Origin of the sequence: Bacillus sp. FJAT-26390, assembly GCF_001682865.1 — a bacterium.
Taxonomy (GTDB): Bacteria; Bacillota; Bacilli; order Paenibacillales; family Paenibacillaceae; genus Pristimantibacillus.
In genome coordinates this window covers 529,393-546,601 of sequence record NZ_MAQX01000001.1, presented here as the reverse complement: position 1 = coordinate 546,601, position 17,209 = coordinate 529,393, and the positions used below count along the sequence as shown (strand labels likewise).

The following is a 17,209-nucleotide window of genomic DNA, read 5'->3' as shown; positions in this document are numbered from 1 at the left end:
TCACCCCTCTCGGTTCGTGCCAGCCGCTTCTTGCAGGAGAACGACCGTTATATTGTCGTCTCCGCCAGCATGCAGCGCAAGCTGAATGAGATGATCAGCTTTAGCTTCCAGCTCCAGCTGCTCCGTCGTGACCGTTAGCAGCATTTCCTGCTCGCTCACCATATTCGTTAATCCATCGCTGCAAAGCAGCAGCACGTCTTGCGGAGACAGCTCCACCGCTTGCACCTCGATATCCACATGTGAATCCGTGCCAATTGCGCGTGTAAGCACATTGCGGCGCGGATGATGGGCTGCTTCCTCCAAGCTGAGCTGGCCGGATTTGACCAATTCATTGACGAGCGTATGGTCATTCGTAATTTGCGTGATGACACCTTCATTAATTTTATATGCGCGGCTGTCGCCAACATGTCCAATAATCGCATTATTCTGCTTAACCAAAGCAGCTACAATCGTAGTGCCCATGTTGTGATATTGCTCATTGCGCGAAGCCAACTCAAAAACAGCCTCATTCGCTTGCGAAATGGCTTGTCGAATAAGCATTTTGCCTTCTTGTAGAGATAGGTCAGCCTTTGCTGCGCTTTGCTCCAGCATGCTGCGGAATGCGTCTACCGCCTTCTGGCTCGCTACGTCGCCAGCTTGGTGACCGCCCATGCCATCAGCTACGATGGCAAGGGTAACCCCGTTATTCAATTGACTAACCCATGATTGATCTTCATTGACTTGACGAACCCGTCCGATATCACTGCGGTTTGCCGTTAACAATCAGTCATCACCTCGCCTGAGACTCCATATGTTTCGCTCTTAATTGGCCGCAAGCTGCCGCAATATCATGACCTTGCTCCCTGCGGATCGTTACGCTCACTTTATTTTTCTCAAGCACGCGTTGGAATTCAAAGATGTCCTCACGCGGCGTACGGACATAATTCCGCTCAGGCACGTGGTTAACCGGAATCAAATTGACATGGCATAACATGCCTTGAAGCACGTCCGCAAGCTCTTGCGCATGCTCGGCACGGTCATTGACTCCGCCGATAAGCGCATATTCAAACGTAATTCTCCGGCCTGTCTTCGCAATGTAGTTATGGCAAGCTGCCATTACGTCATCAAATGGGAAGCGGCGGTTGACCGGCATCAGCTTCGAGCGAAGCGCATCATTTGGCGCATGGATCGACAAGGCCAAGTTAATTTGCGTATTTTCCTCTGCGAATTTATACATGCTTGGGACGATTCCGCTTGTTGATACAGTGATATGGCGCTGTCCGATATTCAGGCCCTTCTCATGAATCATGATGCGAAGGAATGCCATCGTTGCGTCATAGTTCTCAAACGGCTCGCCAGAACCCATAATAACGATACTGGAAACGCGCTCGCCTGTAGCATCAAGCATCTGCTGAGCAGTCACGACCTGAGCGACGATCTCGCCCGCAGTCAGGTTCCGCTTCAAGCCGCCAAGCGTCGATGCGCAAAACGTACAGCCGATCCGGCAGCCAACCTGCGTAGTAACGCAAATGCTGTTGCCATAGTTATGCCGCATAATAACCGTTTCGATTGCATGCGCGTCATGAAGGCCGAACAGAAACTTAACGGTTCCGTCCTTCGATTCAAACTTCGTAATTTCGTTTAACGTTATAATTTGAAAGCTTTCGTCAAGCTTTTCTCTAAGCCCTTTAGATAGGTTAGACATATCTTCAAAGCTCTTCACTCGCTTCACATACAACCAATCAAACAGCTGTCCGCCCCGGAATGCCGGCTCGCCGTTGTCAATCATCCATTGTTGAAGCTGCTCGAGCGTGTAGTCATATACGCATGGTTTCATTTCATCACACCTGTACCTTATAGTAGGGCGGCTAAACCGTTCCGGTCGCCGCCATCGATTTATTTTACCACAAACGTCCATGTTCAGCCATAAGCATAGGTTATGGACGCTTTACCATCCTAGCGATGTAGAATCCGTCACTGTCAAAATGCTGCGGAAGCAGCTGCGCTTGTCCATCGAAATGCTCGTTTATTGCGCCAACTTTCTTTAACTGATCTACAACGGCCTCCGGCCAATTGCGATCCAGTTCAAACTCAGGATGCTCCTGCAAAAATTTCGCAACCTGCTGTTCATTCTCGTCTTTCTCGATCGTGCATGTGCTGTATACGAGCACGCCGCCAGGGCGAACCAAATCGCATACTGCGCTCAGCAGACGCTGCTGAACGGCTGCAATATCGGATACATCGCCTGCCGTTTTGGTCCATTTGATTTCCGGCTTCCGCCTAATAACGCCAAATCCGGAGCATGGCGCGTCCAGCAGGACGGCATCCATCGATTGCGGCTTGAAGCGTTCCGCCAGCTTAAGCGCATCCTCGGTAATCGCCTCGACGTTGCGAAGCTTCAAACGCTCGGTCTGCGTGACGATTAAATCACGCTTATGAGCATGCAGATCATTCGCCCATACCTTGCCCTTGCCGCCCATAAGCTCAGCCAGATGCGTGCTCTTGCCGCCGGGAGCAGCGCAGCAATCAAGTACCTGCATGCCTGCTTTTGGCGCTACGACCTCCGCGACCAGCATCGAGCTTTCATCCTGAACCGTCCATAAGCCTTCACGGAACCCGTCCGTATCGGCAAGATTGCCGCCGCGATTGATCGCTATGCCCGCAGGCGCGATAGCGGATGGCTCGGCCTCATATCCGGCTTCCTTTAGCAATTCGATTACGTCTTCGCGGCTTCCGCGTAGCGTATTCGCCCGAACGCTGGAATGCGGATGCTCATTGCCCGCAGCGCAGATCGCTTCAGCCGTTTCGGCGCCGTAAGCGGCAACCCAGCGGCTTACGAGCCATTCCGGGTAGGAGTGGCGAAGCGCGATTTGCACGATAGGATCCGCATGCTTAATTTCAGAAGCCTGCAGCTCCCCGCGGCCGCGGTCGATACTGCGAAGCACGCCGTTAACCATGCCGGAAATGCCGGAATGTCCGCGTTTTTTCGCAATCGTTACCGCTTCGTTCACCGCTGCGTGCGCGGGAATGCGGTCCAAATAAAGAAGCTGATAAGCACTCATGCGAAGCAGTTGATGAACCCATGGCTCAAGCTTATGTAACCCCTTGGACACAAACCGGCTTAACCAGTAATCAAGCGTCGCTTGCCGCTGAATCGTACCGTACACAAGCTCGGTGACAAGGCCGGCATCCGCTCGCTGCAAGCCTGCATCCTGCAATGTCCGGTTAAGCTGCAAGTTGCTGTAGGCGCCGGTTTGAGCAACCTTAACAAGCGTATCCATCGCTAGCTCGCGCGGGGATTTTGCCTTGCGCGATCCCGGCTGCTGCGCCTGCGGGGAACCGCCCGCAGGCTTGCCGCCGCTCGCAGGACGCTTATTGCCTGATTTAGCTCTAGGCTTTCCTTTCACGCTATTGCTGCCGTTGCGATTGGCGTTTGGCTTTTGCGTGCTTTCCGTCATGCTGCACCTCCATCGCCAAGTAGCGTGCCCGCTTCAAGACGCGCACCCTTCAGCCAATCCGAAGCGCTCATCGCTTTTTTTCCCGCAGGCTGAATTTCTCTTAGCACCAGCACGCCGTCGCCAGTCTGGACTTGAATGCCGCTGCTGTCCGCTGCTAGCACTGTGCCCGGCGCAGAGCTTGCTGCTTTCGAAGAAGACGATGGAACAGCGCATTGCCACACTTTGAAAACTTCGCCATTCAAATAAGTGAATGCCCCCGCCATTGGCGACAAGCCGCGCACCTGATTAAAGATCGCGCGTGCGGACTTCGTCCAATCGATTCGCTCATCCTCGCGAGTCAGGTTCGGCGCATATGTTGCCTGCTCGTCCTGCTGCGGCACTGCCTTCGCCTCGCCGGCGATAATCGACGGCAGCGTTTGGCCAAGCAAATCCGCGCCAGCAATGCTTAGCTTCTCAAACATCGTTCCCGATGTATCCTCGTCCGTGATTGGAAGCTCCACGACGCTGATCATATCGCCCGTGTCGAGACCTACCGCCATATACATGATCGTCACGCCTGTTGAGCTCTCCCCATTGATGATAGAGCGCTGAATAGGAGCGCCGCCGCGATATTTCGGCAGCAAGGAGCCGTGCACGTTAATGCAGCCAAGACGCGGAATATCAAGCAGCGCCTTCGGCAAAATTTGGCCGTAGGCTGCCGTTACGATTAGGTCAGGAGCTAGCTCCGCCACCGCTGCAACGGCTTCTGCGCTGCGCATCCGCTCCGGCTGCAGCACAGGCAGGCCAAGCGACAACGCCGCTTCCTTTACAGGCGGCGGCGTCAGCGTTTTTTTGCGGCCCTTCGGCCGGTCAGGCTGTGTTACGACAGCGACAACATTGTACTGCTGCTCAAGAAGCAGTTTTAAAGAGGGAACGGCAAAATCCGGCGTTCCCATAAATACGATACGCATGAAGCTATTCGCCGCCTTTTCTAGCTCTTTCCGATATGTCGTAGATACTCTCCGCCAAATCGGTAAACAAAATGCCGTTCAAATGGTCGACCTCATGCTGGAAAGCACGCGCGAAGTAACCTTGTGCTTCGACCGTAAACGATTCGCCGTTAACGTCTTGGCCCGTCACGACAATGCGGTCTGCACGCAGCACATCACCGTTCAGGTTAGGAATGCTCAGGCAGCCTTCAGGACCAAGCTGCTCGCCTTCCTGCTCAACGATAACCGGGTTAACCATCGCGATCAAGCCGTTCTCATCGCCTACGTCAACGACAATAACCCGCTTTGAGATACCGATTTGTGGCGCTGCAAGGCCTACGCCTTCCGCGTCGTACATCGTTTCTGCCATATCGTTTACAAGCTTTAGCAAATTGGGGTTGAACTTCGTTACTTCCTTAGCTACCTCCCGCAAAACCGGGTCTGGATCTTTCACAATTATACGGATACTCATAGTATTCCCTTCCTTTACGTTCAATAAAATAGTAATAGCTATTTATAATATAACTTGCGGATCTACGTCAATACTGAACTGCACCTGGCGCTGCGGCGGCCCGTCTGTGAACGACGTGAGCGCCTTGCGAACGAGAGCCGAAGCATCGATGTTCCCCCGATATTTTATCACACATTGAAAACGGTAGCGATCCTTCATTCTCGAAATCGGCGATGCAACAGGCCCGAGTACCTCAAGCGCTCTACTAAATCCGCTGCTTAGCGGCAGCAGTACGCCCTCATTCTCGGCTAACTCGCGCAGGTCCGCCGCAAATCGTTCGCTGATGGACGATAGCAGCGGCAGCTGCTCATGGGACATCGTGACGAGGATCAGCCTGCAATAAGGCGGATAGCCCATTGCGCTGCGATGCCGCAGCTCCTCGCTTACAAACGCCGAGTAATCATGCTGCTGCGCCGTTACGACCGCATAATGCTCCGGCGCATAGGTTTGTATAACGACTTCACCTGGCAAATGATGCCTGCCAGCTCGCCCCGCAACCTGCGTAAGCAATTGAAACGTTCGTTCGGCTGCGCGAAAATCAGGCAAATTAAGCGACGTATCCGCCGCGATGACCCCGACTAATGTGACGTAAGGAAAATCGAGCCCCTTCGCTACCATTTGCGTGCCTAGCAGCACATCTGCTTTTCGCTCTCCGAACTGCTTCAGCAGCTTCTCATGCGAGTTTTTCTCCGTCGTTGTGTCCACATCCATCCGGATTACCCGAATGCCTGGGAACAGCTTCGAGAGCTCCTCCTCAACCCGTTGCGTCCCGGTGCCAAAATAACGAATATGCTCGCTTTGACAGGAAGGACAGGTCGTTGGCGCCTGCTCGGCATGCCCGCAATAGTGGCAGCGCAGCGCGCGCGATTTCTGATGATACGTTAGGGAAATGTCGCAGTGCGGGCAAGCCGCAGTATAACCGCAGGAGCGGCACATGACGAATGTGGAGTAGCCGCGCCTGTTCAGCAGCAGCACCGACTGCTCACCACGCTCAAGCCGCTCGGCAAGCGAGCTGTGCAGCAGGCGGCTGAACATCGAGCGGTTGCCCTCCTTCAGCTCCTCGCGCATATCGATAACCGCAACCGGCGGCAGCGGCCTGCCGCCTACGCGTATGGGCATCGGCAGCAGCGCCGGCTCGCGGCCCTCGTCCCTTGCCGTTAACGTCCGGCTTGCCGCAGCAAACGACTCCAAAGAAGGCGTTGCCGATCCAAGCACGACCGCGGCACCATGCTGCCTCGCTCTTCGCACCGCCACATCGCGCGCATGGTATTTCGGGCTCTCTTCCTGCTTGTAGGAAGATTCATGCTCTTCATCAATTATAATAAGCCCAAGTCGTTCAAACGGTGCAAAAATAGCCGAACGCGCGCCAATCGCCACCTGTACCTGGCGGCTGCGAATTTTGCGCCACTCGTCATAGCGCTCGCCGTTCGAGAGCCTGCTGTGCAGCACTGCCACCGCATCTCCGAACCGTCCTTTGAAGCGCTCCACCATTTGGGGGGTGAGCGAAATTTCGGGAACGAGCACGATCGCTTGCTTTTCCTGCTCCAAGCAGAACTGAATCGATTGCAAGTAAACCTCCGTTTTGCCGCTCCCCGTTACGCCATGCAGCAGCATCGTTTGAGGCTCGCCTGCATGAACGGCTCTAGCGATACGTTCAAATACGCCTTGCTGGCCTTCGGTCAGCGCAAGCGGTGTCGTTCGCTCGAAGAAGCGCCCCGCATAGGGATCACGCTGCTGCTCGATCTCTTCTATAACGAGAAGCCCTTTCTCCGCTAAAGAGCGCACGCTTGCCGCAGAACCTCCCGCCTCGGCGAGCAGCTGCTGCATAGGCAAGGGTCCGCCGTGATCGAGCATATAAGCCAGCAATTCGCGCTGCTTTGCTACTCGCGCAGGCAAAGCTTCCATTTGCCTGCGGATTTCGTCAGTATCATCAGGAACGAATACAGTTAAAACCTTGCGGATGGCAAGGCGGTCTTTAATAGAGGTTTGTTCGACCAGCACACCCTCGCGCAGCGCAGCCTTAATTGCTTTCGCATGCTCCGGGAAACGTTCCAGCAGCCCCTCCAGCTTTACGAGCTGTCCGCTTGATCCGATCCATTCCGTCATGGCAGCGGGAAGATCCTCCCTTGCCGCTTCTTCGTCCTGTATGCCGACAAGGCGTTCAGCCTTTCCCTTCAAAGCAGCCGGAATCATCGCTTGCAGCGCCGTCGTCCATGAGCAGCAATATTTCTCGCTCATCCACTTCGCAAGCTCGATAAGATCGGGCAGCAGCGGCGGGACGTGATCGAGCAGCTCCGAAACGGGCTTTAGACGCTTCATGTCTACATCCGTTGTCTCTGCAAGCTGCGTGACGAAGCCTTGTAGGACACGCGGTCCAAACGGTACGCCGACGCGGCTGCCTACCTCGATCCAGTCCGCTAACGCCGCGGGTACCTCATAATCAAACGGCCGATCCGTCTGGCGGCTCGGCACGTCTACAATGACTTTAGCAATCATTCGCCTCTCCCTCCGGAAGAAGGAAGACGCTCTGCAATCAACGTAAGCAATCGGGTAGCGACCTCGCGTTTAGACAAAAGCGGCATGGCATCAACCAGCCCCTCCGAACCAAAAACCTGAACGATATTCGTATCCCCGTTAAAGCCTGCCCCATCCTTGCTCACATCGTTAGCTACAATGAGGTCGCAATGCTTTCTGCGCAGCTTGTCCATCGCATAATGCTCAACCTGCTCCGTTTCTGCCGCGAAGCCAACAAGAAACTGATGCTGCTTTCGCTGTCCAAGCGTCTCCAAAATATCGGTGGTCCGCTCAAGCTCCAGCACCAGCTTCTCGCCGCTCTTTTTCATTTTCTGATCACTGATGTTTACCGCCCTGTAATCGGCTACTGCTGCCGATTTTACGACGATGTCCATCTCGTCATAAACGCTCGTTACCGCCTCCAGCATCTGCTGCGCGGATTCCACCCGAATGACCTTCATGCCGGTAGGCGGCGCTTCCGTGGTGCGTCCTGCAACCAGCGTCACGTCAGCGCCCATAAGGAGCGCGGCTTCTGCAATCGCAAAGCCCATTTTGCCGGATGAATCATTCGTCAAATATCGTACCGGATCAAGCCGCTCCATCGTGCCGCCTGCGGTGACAAGCACCCGTTTCCCTTTCAGCTTGCCGCCTTGGCTGAACCAAGAGTCAATCGCCATAACGATGTCCTCCGGCTCTGCAAGGCGCCCTTTTGCAACATAACCGCATGCCAGCTGGCCGGTGCCAGGCTCAACAAACATGACGCCGCGGGAAGCAAGCAGCTCGAGATTGTTCACAACGGCAGGATGCTCATACATGTGCACGTTCATTGCCGGAGCGATTAATATCGGACATGTCGCTGCGAGCAGCGTCGTGCTCAGCATGTCATCGGCATGGCCTCCGGCCAGCTTCGCAATCGCATTGGCGGTAGCCGGAGCAATAACGATTAAATCCGCATGGTCAGCCAAATGGATATGCGATACGACCGCTGGATCCCTCTCATCAAACGTATCGATATAAACCGGATTCCGAGACAACGTTTGCAAAGTTAGCGGCGTTATAAATTTTGTAGCCGATTCCGTCATAATAACGTGTACGGTCGCGCCCGCCTGCACCAGCTTGCTGCATAGCGCCGCGCCTTTATAGGCTGCAATGCCGCCTGTAATGCCGAGTATAATTGATTTCCCTTTTAGCATGGTGTATCTCCCTATCAAGCTTATCATTGCTTATATTTTTACATTGGCGCTACGACCAACTACCAATCCTTGCGGTCTCTTAAGCTTGTTATTTGAGCAACATGATGCTTGCCATGCCACGCAACGAATCCTAGAAAATTAGCCAGCCCAATTTGGCTGCCCTTCTCCGGATGGTAGAACATTTTATCAAAATCAGATGCCTGCATCGAACGAAGCAGCAATACCAAGCGAGCATAAATGCCCTCTACGATCGCTAAGCTGATGTCCGGTGACGCTTGAAGGCTGTCTGCCGTCTCCGCCCATCGCTCTTCGTTAAACGGCTTGATGGTCGGATTGGACTCAGTCAGCGCAAGCTTGAAGCGCGAGAAACAATTCATTGAAGCATCCGCAAGATGATGGACCACTTGGCGCAGTGTCCAGCCACCGCTCCGATAAGAGGTGTCTAACTGCTCATCATTCAAGTCCGCTAGCGCCGCCCTAAGCTGCCCAGGCAGCTTTTCTATGTCTGAAATCCATTGCTCGCGATGCTTAACCGTCATTCCCTCGAACGAGTACCTGCCAATTGGATAACGCAATTTGTCCATTCCGTTCCCTCCTGTTCATTCGTCCCTGAAACATAAGTCCCACCATCTATCATAACATATGCAGCTTCAAAATCTAACCTGAACGATTACATTTTATCCGATAAAATCTGTTCTCTGCGCCTATGATTGACCGTTTTTATGTCGATGCGCCATCAGGTAAAGCTCGGCAATATCGCTGCGCCCAATTTCCTCGAACAATCTAACAGCCTCATCGATGCCAACTACCTCTACTGCAATGACCTGCTCGCCATCGGGCGGGTTTAGAGGCTCACCGACAATATTTACTTCGCCATACCCGACAAGTCTCACGAAATGAGGATGAGGAATATGAGGGCGGTAAGGCTCGCTCGCGGACGAATGGCATTTAAAGCAGCCAAAGAGCGTGTAGTCTATCAGCTCCGCGCCAATTTCCTCCTTTACTTCCCGCTCCAGCGCGTCCATATGATGCTCGTTAGGCTCAAGCGTACCGCCGATTAGCTCCCATTTTCCGTTATCTATCTTCATTACAACATACTTATCGCCTACTGTCGGAATGATGCTTATATTGCTCACAGAAGCTGTATCCACCTCATAATCAAGCGAAAAGCAATTTTCAACAAAGCCCCATACAATCCCCTTTGAGAGAGCAGGATATTGATTCAATGTAATCGTCATGCCTTCAATCTTCCTCTACATTTATTTATTATGGCTTATAAACTGGATAACGCCACTCGCAATGATGATTGCAAAGAATACGATAAAAAAACCAATGAAAAATCGGGCAAAACCAGATCTTTGACGTTTCGAATCCGCCCTAATTTGAGCGACCTGACCTTCAAGCTTCTGAAGCGTTTCCTTTATTTCTTTCAGCTCTTGATCATTAGCCATAGCCATCAACCTCTCCATCAGCCGTTTATCGATCATCCCTTTGGCTTGAGCCATTCATTACTTGTAAGCTTAGTTTATCAAATTATAGGCATTCATACTTAAAAAAGCTGCCCAATACCGTAAAACGGCTTTTGGACAGCTCTCTTTCGCCTTGCATCATCCTTATTTTTGATTCCGCTCAAGCAGCATGGCTGTTATTTCCTCGGATTGCGCCAGCACCGAAACCGGGTCAAAATACCAATAACGATCCGCCGCAAGCTCGTACACGTGATTGTTTTTTACCGCGGGGATCGCCTTCCAGATTGCGCTGTCCTTGAATTGATCCGTGCCATCCTCCGAGAACAAGAGAACATGATCGGCAGCATAATCCGGCAGCACTTCTAGCGTAAGCTCTCTCCACTGCTCCTTCATTAACTCATTCTTTATAATATCGGACGGAGTCAGCTTCAAAGCGCCGTAAATGGCTTGACCTCCTCTTCCGAAATTGTCTCCAAACGTATAAAACACTTTAGATGCCGCCTCGATAATCGAGAACGTTTCCGTCGGAGCAATAACCCCGTCTAACTGGCTGCGCAGCTCAGCGATTCGCTTATCATAATTGCCAATCCATTGCTCGGCCGCTTCCTGCTTATTAAGCAGCTCTCCGATTCCTCTTACTTCCGCATGCACGCCTTTAAAGGTTGCATTCGTTCCAAAGGGAATGTTGACCGTCGGCGCAATTTTCGAAAGCTGCTCATATGTATTCGAATCCTCGGTCGCCGTAATAATAAGATCAGGCTCAAGCGCCGTAATTTTTTCCAAATTAACTGCGCTTCTCTCCCCGATGCTTTCGATTCCCTGAACGAGATCCTTCGTATAAGGATTATCGATATAATATTGATCGGCGCCTACCGGCTTAACGCCTAAAGCAAGCATCGTTTGCAAATACTGGTCAGCTACAATTCTTTTTGGATTAGCCGGAATTTCGATATCGCCATGAATCGTATTGTAAAGACGAGTTTCCTTCTCATCTGCAGTCGGCGCCTCGCTTGCTTGATCCGCTTCGTTAACAGCTTTGTTTTTCTGGGCGCCTGCACCGCCGCAAGCCGTTATCAGCATAATAAATACGAGCAAAATAGATCCTAACCACATACCTTTGTTTAATCGCAACATTCATTAACTCCTCTTTCCCTCTGTTATTTAATACGAATGATAATCATTCTCAAAAATAACTTTACCAACTGAGCGCGTCATTCGTCCATGCCTTAATGTGATGCTGCGCACAAAATTACTTTTCATGTTTGGTAAGCAAGGAAACGATATCGAGCAGCTGCCTTTTGGTAGAGGCTGGATCAAAGCCGTAAAAGCATCCCCCGTCAATCGAGTAGATCTGTTTATTTTTGGCGGCATCGAGTTGGTTCCAGCTATCTGTATTCATAAAAGTGAGCACCTTCGCTCGTTCAACTGCGCAGGTCGGCAGCGCAAAAAATAGATGATCGGCCGCGTATGCATGAATATTCTCAATCGAAGTTTGTACATAACCAATTTTGCAGCTTCCATCCTGCAATAGGCTTTGGGGCGGCGCAAACTGAAGCTGATCATACAGAACATGGGTACCTCGCCCCCACTTTTCGCCAAAAACATAACACTTGTCCATGCCAAGCTCCACAACAACCGCCGTTCCGCGGGTACCTAGCTTCTGGTCCAACCTTCGATTTGCTTTCACCATCAAACTCTCGAGCCTGTTCAAATAATCGTTTGCTTCGCCGCTCTTGCCTACGACCTCTGCGATAAACCGAAACTGCTCATCCCAATCCATCTGCTCGAACGGCAAGCTTATTAACGGCGCAATAGCGCGCAGCTCCAAGGCAAGCTCCTCGCTTATTTGATAATCAAAAATCAGATCAGGCTTAAACGGACCTATCGCATCGCTTATGCGGATTGGCACATTCCCATACCACTGCCTGGGTTGCTCTTTGACCACATCTCGAAAATAGCCAGATACCCAGCCTGAGACAACCGCAACGCTTGGCGTCATGCCAAGAGCCAGCAAGCTTGCTGAATAATTATAGGTCAATGATGCTATTTTCTTCGGACGTTTAATATAGAACAGAGGTGCCGTACCGACTACTTGCTTGAATTTCCTGCTCAGATAAAATCCGTCCTTGTATCCGACATTGAGCGCGACATCTACTAAACCGGACCTCGAGCTTAGCAGCTGTTCCTGGGCAGCTCGAATGCGCAGCTCCGTCAGATAAGCCTTGAAGGTTTTGCCCGTATGCCGCCGGAACTCCCTTGAAAAATGCTCGAGGCTAACGCCAGAGGATTGTGCCAGCTGCTTTCTCGTTATCGGATTTCGATAGTTTTCTCTTATATATTCAAGCGCGCTAACTAGCCATGGCTGTGCAACTGCTTGCTTTTCCTGGCCATGAAGCTTATTTTGCTCAATCTTTGTTTCAGCTTTGTTGGACAGTCTCCTTGGTCTATTCCGCTTAGGTTCAGGGTCTGATACAGCAGCCTCTCTAGCTTCAGTCCTTCGCAAAGCATCCGCATCCTTGCCCAATTGCAGCTTCCGCTTCATTTCAGCCGCCTCTGCCTCTGTCAGAATGCCAAGATTCGAAACTAATCGATGCTTTGGCTTGCCATGCTCATCCCGGTAAGATTCAACTATTTTATAGTAAAAGCAGCTTACGCCTTTACGTTTAACTGGTACTCGCTTTAAAAACAACGCAAACCACACCCTTTTTTTATAGGACTACAAAAAACGATTATTCAAGTGATAAACATTCTCATTATAACACAAAAAAAGAGCACCTACTATAAAGTAGGCACTCCGTTCCTAGTTAACGAATATTGGATTAATCCTCTTTGGTAGCGAGGTTTTCTACTTGGAGAATGTCGCCGTAAATTTCTTCTAGCGCAACACCTACATACTTGCGGGAGCGCGGATTTTTGAGCTCCGACTTGTCTCCGTTGCGGAGCATGCGAGCGCGTCTCGAAGCCGCTACAACAAGCGTGTATTTACTGTCAACTTTTTTCACCATTTCGTCAATGGACGGATATAACATCGTTCATTCTCCTCACTCATGCTTTCTCAATTGCGGCAACCATTCCGGAAACGTAAGGTAAATATCTTTCTCTGCGGCAGTGCTCTGCAATCATGATGCTGCGAATACGATCGCAAGCAGCATCTATCTCATCATTCAATACCGCATAGTCGTAGTGGCCGAGCAAATTCATTTCCTCTACCGCTACAGACATGCGATTATTGATCGTATCCAAAGTCTCGGTACCACGGCCGGTAATTCGCTGCTTCAGCTCATCCAAGGATGGAGGCAATAAAAATACGAAGATGCCGCTCGGGAACTTTTGTTTTACCTTAAGCGCTCCCTGCACTTCAATCTCCAAAATAACATCCTTGCCGCTCGCTAAGGTGCGTTCCACGAAATCGCGCGGAGTTCCGTAGTAGTTACCAACATATTCAGCATGCTCCAAAAGTGCGTCTCGTGCAATCATCTCTTGGAACTGCTCTCTCGTTTTGAAAAAATAATTAACGCCGTCTACTTCACCCTGACGCGGCATTCTAGTCGTTGCCGACACGGAATACACCAGCTCAGGAACCTTATTACGAAGAACGGAGCAAACCGTTCCTTTGCCAACCCCTGAAGGGCCGGACAACACAATTAGCAATCCCTTATCCATATTACTCCCCGTACTATTCGTCGTTATCGTCGTCCTTGGTAGACAACCGGTGTGCAACCGTCTCTGGCTGTACTGCTGATAATATCACATGATCGCTATCCGTGATAATAACAGCGCGTGTGCGGCGTCCATATGTGGCATCAATAAGCATATGCCTATCGCGTGCTTCTTGAATGATTCTCTTAATCGGAGCCGATTCCGGGCTTACGATTGAAATAATGCGGTTAGCTGATACAATATTACCGAATCCGATATTAATAAGTTTAATAGCCAAGCCTGGTTCCTCCTCCGCCTACGATCTTCCCTGTGCATCTGCCTGCAAATGTTCAAACACTCTTTTTTATATTTTATAAATGTGAATACGACAAGTTTGCGTTCTTGCCAAAAACCGACAGAACTACTGCACTATTGTTGACGAAAAAAGTGCCGGACATACGTCCCGAAGCACGCTAAAGCTTATGCCGAAGCTGCTGATCGGCAGCCTGTCCTTGCCATCCTGTGTAAGTGTGGCAACAGTATCCATGCTTTATTTTAATTGATTTTTTACAAACGAACAAGCGAAAATGCGAAAACAAGCAAAAAAGCCTGTTTTTCGCATTCATTCTAAGCTATTTGGCTACATACGCTCTGTCTTCTGCCATACATATTCTGTAAGCTGAACGCCCATATCGTAGAACATAAACGGAGTAATTAAATAAATTCCTTTAAAATGCGGCAAAGCCGCATCGAGCAGCTCCTTCGCAATCTGCACGCCTTCCGCACGGCCCGCTTCGCCTTCGAGACCCGACATCCGCTGACGAACCTCGTCAGACAGCTGGATTCCCGGCACCTCGTTATGCAAATATTCAGCATTGCGCCCGCTAGCTAGCGGCATAATGCCGATAAATACAGGTACGGTCAAATGTTTCGTCGCCTCGGCGATCCGTTCGATCAATCCTGGATCGTATACAGGCTGAGTCATAATATAGTCCGCGCCTGAAGCGATTTTGCGCTCGAGACGCTGGACAGCCTTATCCAAATGTTTGACGTTCGGATTAAATGCCGCGCCTACGACGAACTTCGCCTTTTGCTTAAGAGGCTTGCCGGAGAAGGCCGTTCCGTCATTGAGCTGCTTAATCATCCGAATCATCTCGAATGAGGTAAGGTCATACACCGAGCTTGAGTCAGGCAGATCGCCGAATCGTGCCGGATCTCCCGTTACAGCCAGCACATGATCGATATCAAGCGCATCCAGTCCCATCATATGGGATTGTGTTCCGATCAGATTGCGGTCGCGGCATGCGATATGAACGAGCGGACGAATGCCTACCTTCTCTTGTACGAGCGCTGCAAGCGCGATATTGCTCATGCGCGTAACGGCAAGCGAATTGTCAGCCATCGTAACGGCATCCGCCTTCGCTTCTTTAAGGGCGGCTGCGCCGTCCATAAACTTGCGAATATCCAGATCACGCGGCGGATCAAGCTCTACGATTACCGTATGACGCTTCAGCACTAGATCAACGATAGTTGGCTCCTGCACCTCAACCTTTTGGGGAGCCGTATCCGATGCAGCCGGCTTCTCCGCTGGTTTTACGACAATCGTCTCTACCGCGGCATGAGAAGCAACCGCTTGTCCAAGCTGAGGAACATAACCGTCAAGCGCAGCAGCTATGGCTTTGATATGCTCAGGTGTCGTTCCGCAGCAACCGCCGATGAGGCGCGCACCGCGATCGGCAAAGCGCATCGCTGACTCAGCAAAATACTCAGGACCAGCGCTGTACGCATATTTGCCGTCAATATAGTCGGGAATACCTGCGTTCGGATATACCGACAGCGGCAAACCGACAGGACCTGTTATCGAATCAATCGCTCTCATAATACCGTTAGGACCGCTGCGGCAGTTAAAGCCTACAACGTCTGCCCCGGCCTCTTGAAGCTGATCGAACGCACTCTTCATTCCATTGCCATCCTGCGTGCGTCCAACATCCTCGACTGCAAACTGGCAAATGACAGGCACGTTGGAAGCCGATCTCGCAATACGCAGCGCAAGCAGCATTTCATCAAGATCATAAAACGTTTCAAGCAGAAGCCCGTCCACGCCCTCGTCAAGCAAAGCATGCATTTGGCGCTGGTAAGCTTCGATTACTTTAGCTGTGCGCAAGTTTTTCAGCTTGCCGTCACGTACCGAGCCCACCGCGCCAACAACATAAGCGTCATCGCCGATTGCGGCGCGCGCAACGCGCACGCCGGCACGGTTAATGGCGTCCATCTCATCCTCTAAGCCATATTTGGAGAGCTTCTCCAAATTGGCAGAAAACGTATTCGTCTCGATGACGCGTGCGCCAGCCTCGTAATAGCGGCGGTGAATGTTCTCGATGACATCGGGACGAATCGTATTAAATTCCTCGTAAGAAACGCCGACAGGGAACCCCATCTGATACAGATAGGTTCCCATCGCGCCGTCCCCGGTCAAGATACGCTGCTGGAGCGCTTCCCGCAAATCCGGTTTCATTATTTTCATTCCACCCATCTAACTTTGCTCTTACAGTGTACCGCGGAACGATACCGCAGCCGGTCCAGTCATATATACGTGATTATCGGACTCATTCCATTCAATGAGAAGGTCGCCGCCTTTAAGCGATACGGTAGCCGTCCGATCCGTTGCGCCGGTCAATACCGAAGCGACAACCGTTGCGCATGCACCTGTGCCGCAAGCAAGCGTAGGTCCCGCGCCGCGCTCCCATACGCGCATGTCGGTATGCGTACGGGAATTAACCGTTACGAACTCAACATTGATTTTGCGAGGAAAGAGCGGATGTGTCTCAAGCTTCGGACCCCAAGTATTCAGATCAAAATGAACAGCGTCCTCTACATAAATAACGCAGTGAGGGTTGCCCATCGATACGGCGGTGAAGCGGAATTCACGTCCGTCCACCTCAATCGGATGCTCAATGACGCGTTCGGCATCAATGGTTGTCGGCACTTGCAGGCCGCCAAGAATCGGCTCTCCCATATCGACGCGGACCGATGACACTTCGCCGCCTTGAACGGTAAGCTGCACCTTTTGAGCGCCGGCGCCAAGCGTTTCGATCGTAATCTCTTCTTTATCGGTTAAACCATTATCGTATACATATTTAGCTACGCAGCGTATAGCGTTGCCGCATTGCTCTGCTTCCGAGCCATCGGAATTAATAATGCGCATGCGGAAATCAGCGACTTCCGAAGGCAAAATATAAACAAGTCCGTCTGCCCCGATTCCAAAAAACCGGTTGCAAAGCCGGATGGCCAAATCCGCTGCATCATCCGGGAGCTGCTGCTCGCCAGCTATGACGACAAAATCATTTCCTAAACCGTTCATCTTTGTAAAATTCATCTGTTTGCCCTCTCCTTGCCGCATCTCTAGGTATGATAAAACTATAATTAATTGCTAATAGCATACCGCAAAGCAAGGAGAAAGGCTATTCATAATTTGTAT

The 17,209-nt window shown here is 51.3% G+C and carries 17 protein-coding genes; all 17 read right to left on the bottom strand.

The annotated features are described in order from the left end of the window. Positions 1–762 (bottom strand): Stp1/IreP family PP2C-type Ser/Thr phosphatase, encoded by a 762-nt coding sequence (locus tag A7975_RS02520; RefSeq protein ID WP_065384038.1) that lies wholly within the window; start codon positions 760–762, stop codon positions 1–3. A gap of 7 nt (positions 763–769) precedes the next feature. Continuing rightward, complete coding sequence (gene rlmN / locus A7975_RS02515; protein WP_053375635.1) at positions 770–1,816, bottom strand: dual-specificity RNA methyltransferase RlmN; 1,047 nt, start codon at positions 1,814–1,816, stop codon at positions 770–772. Positions 1,817–1,916: 100 nt separating this feature from the next. Then, the gene (rsmB, locus tag A7975_RS02510; protein ID WP_082197937.1) at positions 1,917–3,437 is read right to left on the bottom strand and encodes a 16S rRNA (cytosine(967)-C(5))-methyltransferase RsmB; all 1,521 of its coding nucleotides are present in this window, start codon (positions 3,435–3,437) and stop codon (positions 1,917–1,919) included. Then, the gene (gene fmt, locus A7975_RS02505) at positions 3,434–4,387 is read right to left on the bottom strand and encodes a methionyl-tRNA formyltransferase (protein ID WP_053375634.1); all 954 of its coding nucleotides are present in this window, start codon (positions 4,385–4,387) and stop codon (positions 3,434–3,436) included. Before fmt ends, rsmB begins: the two co-directional genes overlap by 4 nt. A gap of 4 nt (positions 4,388–4,391) precedes the next feature. Next, positions 4,392–4,877: a peptide deformylase gene (def, locus tag A7975_RS02500; protein WP_053375633.1), complete on the bottom strand. Its 486-nt coding sequence runs from the start codon at positions 4,875–4,877 to the stop codon at positions 4,392–4,394. A gap of 42 nt (positions 4,878–4,919) precedes the next feature. After that, positions 4,920–7,412, bottom strand: a complete 2,493-nt coding sequence (gene priA, locus A7975_RS02495; protein WP_065384037.1) for a primosomal protein N' — start codon at positions 7,410–7,412, stop codon at positions 4,920–4,922. Beyond that, entirely contained in the window at positions 7,409–8,623 is a 1,215-nt protein-coding gene (gene coaBC, locus A7975_RS02490; RefSeq protein ID WP_065384036.1) for a bifunctional phosphopantothenoylcysteine decarboxylase/phosphopantothenate--cysteine ligase CoaBC, read from the bottom strand. The genes priA and coaBC overlap by 4 nt, the downstream gene beginning before the upstream one ends. Positions 8,624–8,682: 59 nt before the next feature. Continuing rightward, positions 8,683–9,207, bottom strand: coding sequence for a YfiT family bacillithiol transferase (locus tag A7975_RS02485; RefSeq protein WP_053375630.1), 525 nt, complete (start codon positions 9,205–9,207; stop codon positions 8,683–8,685). Between the two features lie 120 nt (positions 9,208–9,327). Continuing rightward, a complete protein-coding gene (locus A7975_RS02480) occupies positions 9,328–9,861 on the bottom strand; it encodes an NUDIX hydrolase (RefSeq protein WP_053375629.1) in 534 nt (177 codons plus the stop codon). Between the two features lie 21 nt (positions 9,862–9,882). Continuing rightward, a complete protein-coding gene (locus A7975_RS02475; protein WP_053375628.1) occupies positions 9,883–10,074 on the bottom strand; it encodes a hypothetical protein in 192 nt (63 codons plus the stop codon). Between the two features lie 162 nt (positions 10,075–10,236). Beyond that, positions 10,237–11,226, bottom strand: coding sequence for an iron-hydroxamate ABC transporter substrate-binding protein (locus A7975_RS02470; protein ID WP_053375627.1), 990 nt, complete (start codon positions 11,224–11,226; stop codon positions 10,237–10,239). A 115-nt stretch (positions 11,227–11,341) separates the two neighbouring features. Then, the gene (locus tag A7975_RS02465) at positions 11,342–12,781 is read right to left on the bottom strand and encodes an AraC family transcriptional regulator (RefSeq protein WP_065384035.1); all 1,440 of its coding nucleotides are present in this window, start codon (positions 12,779–12,781) and stop codon (positions 11,342–11,344) included. Between the two features lie 130 nt (positions 12,782–12,911). After that, positions 12,912–13,121: a DNA-directed RNA polymerase subunit omega gene (gene rpoZ, locus A7975_RS02460; protein WP_053375625.1), complete on the bottom strand. Its 210-nt coding sequence runs from the start codon at positions 13,119–13,121 to the stop codon at positions 12,912–12,914. Between the two features lie 16 nt (positions 13,122–13,137). After that, a complete protein-coding gene (gmk, locus tag A7975_RS02455; protein WP_053375624.1) occupies positions 13,138–13,755 on the bottom strand; it encodes a guanylate kinase in 618 nt (205 codons plus the stop codon). Between the two features lie 13 nt (positions 13,756–13,768). Beyond that, positions 13,769–14,029, bottom strand: a complete 261-nt coding sequence (gene remA, locus A7975_RS02450) for an extracellular matrix/biofilm regulator RemA (RefSeq protein ID WP_005548256.1) — start codon at positions 14,027–14,029, stop codon at positions 13,769–13,771. Positions 14,030–14,371: 342 nt separating this feature from the next. After that, positions 14,372–16,246, bottom strand: a complete 1,875-nt coding sequence (locus A7975_RS02445; RefSeq protein WP_053377765.1) for a bifunctional homocysteine S-methyltransferase/methylenetetrahydrofolate reductase — start codon at positions 16,244–16,246, stop codon at positions 14,372–14,374. A 30-nt stretch (positions 16,247–16,276) separates the two neighbouring features. Continuing rightward, positions 16,277–17,107 carry a diaminopimelate epimerase gene (dapF, locus tag A7975_RS02440; protein ID WP_053375623.1) on the bottom strand — a complete coding sequence of 277 codons (831 nt, stop codon included), beginning with the start codon at positions 17,105–17,107 and terminating at the stop codon, positions 16,277–16,279. Between the last annotated feature and the right edge of the window lie 102 nt (positions 17,108–17,209).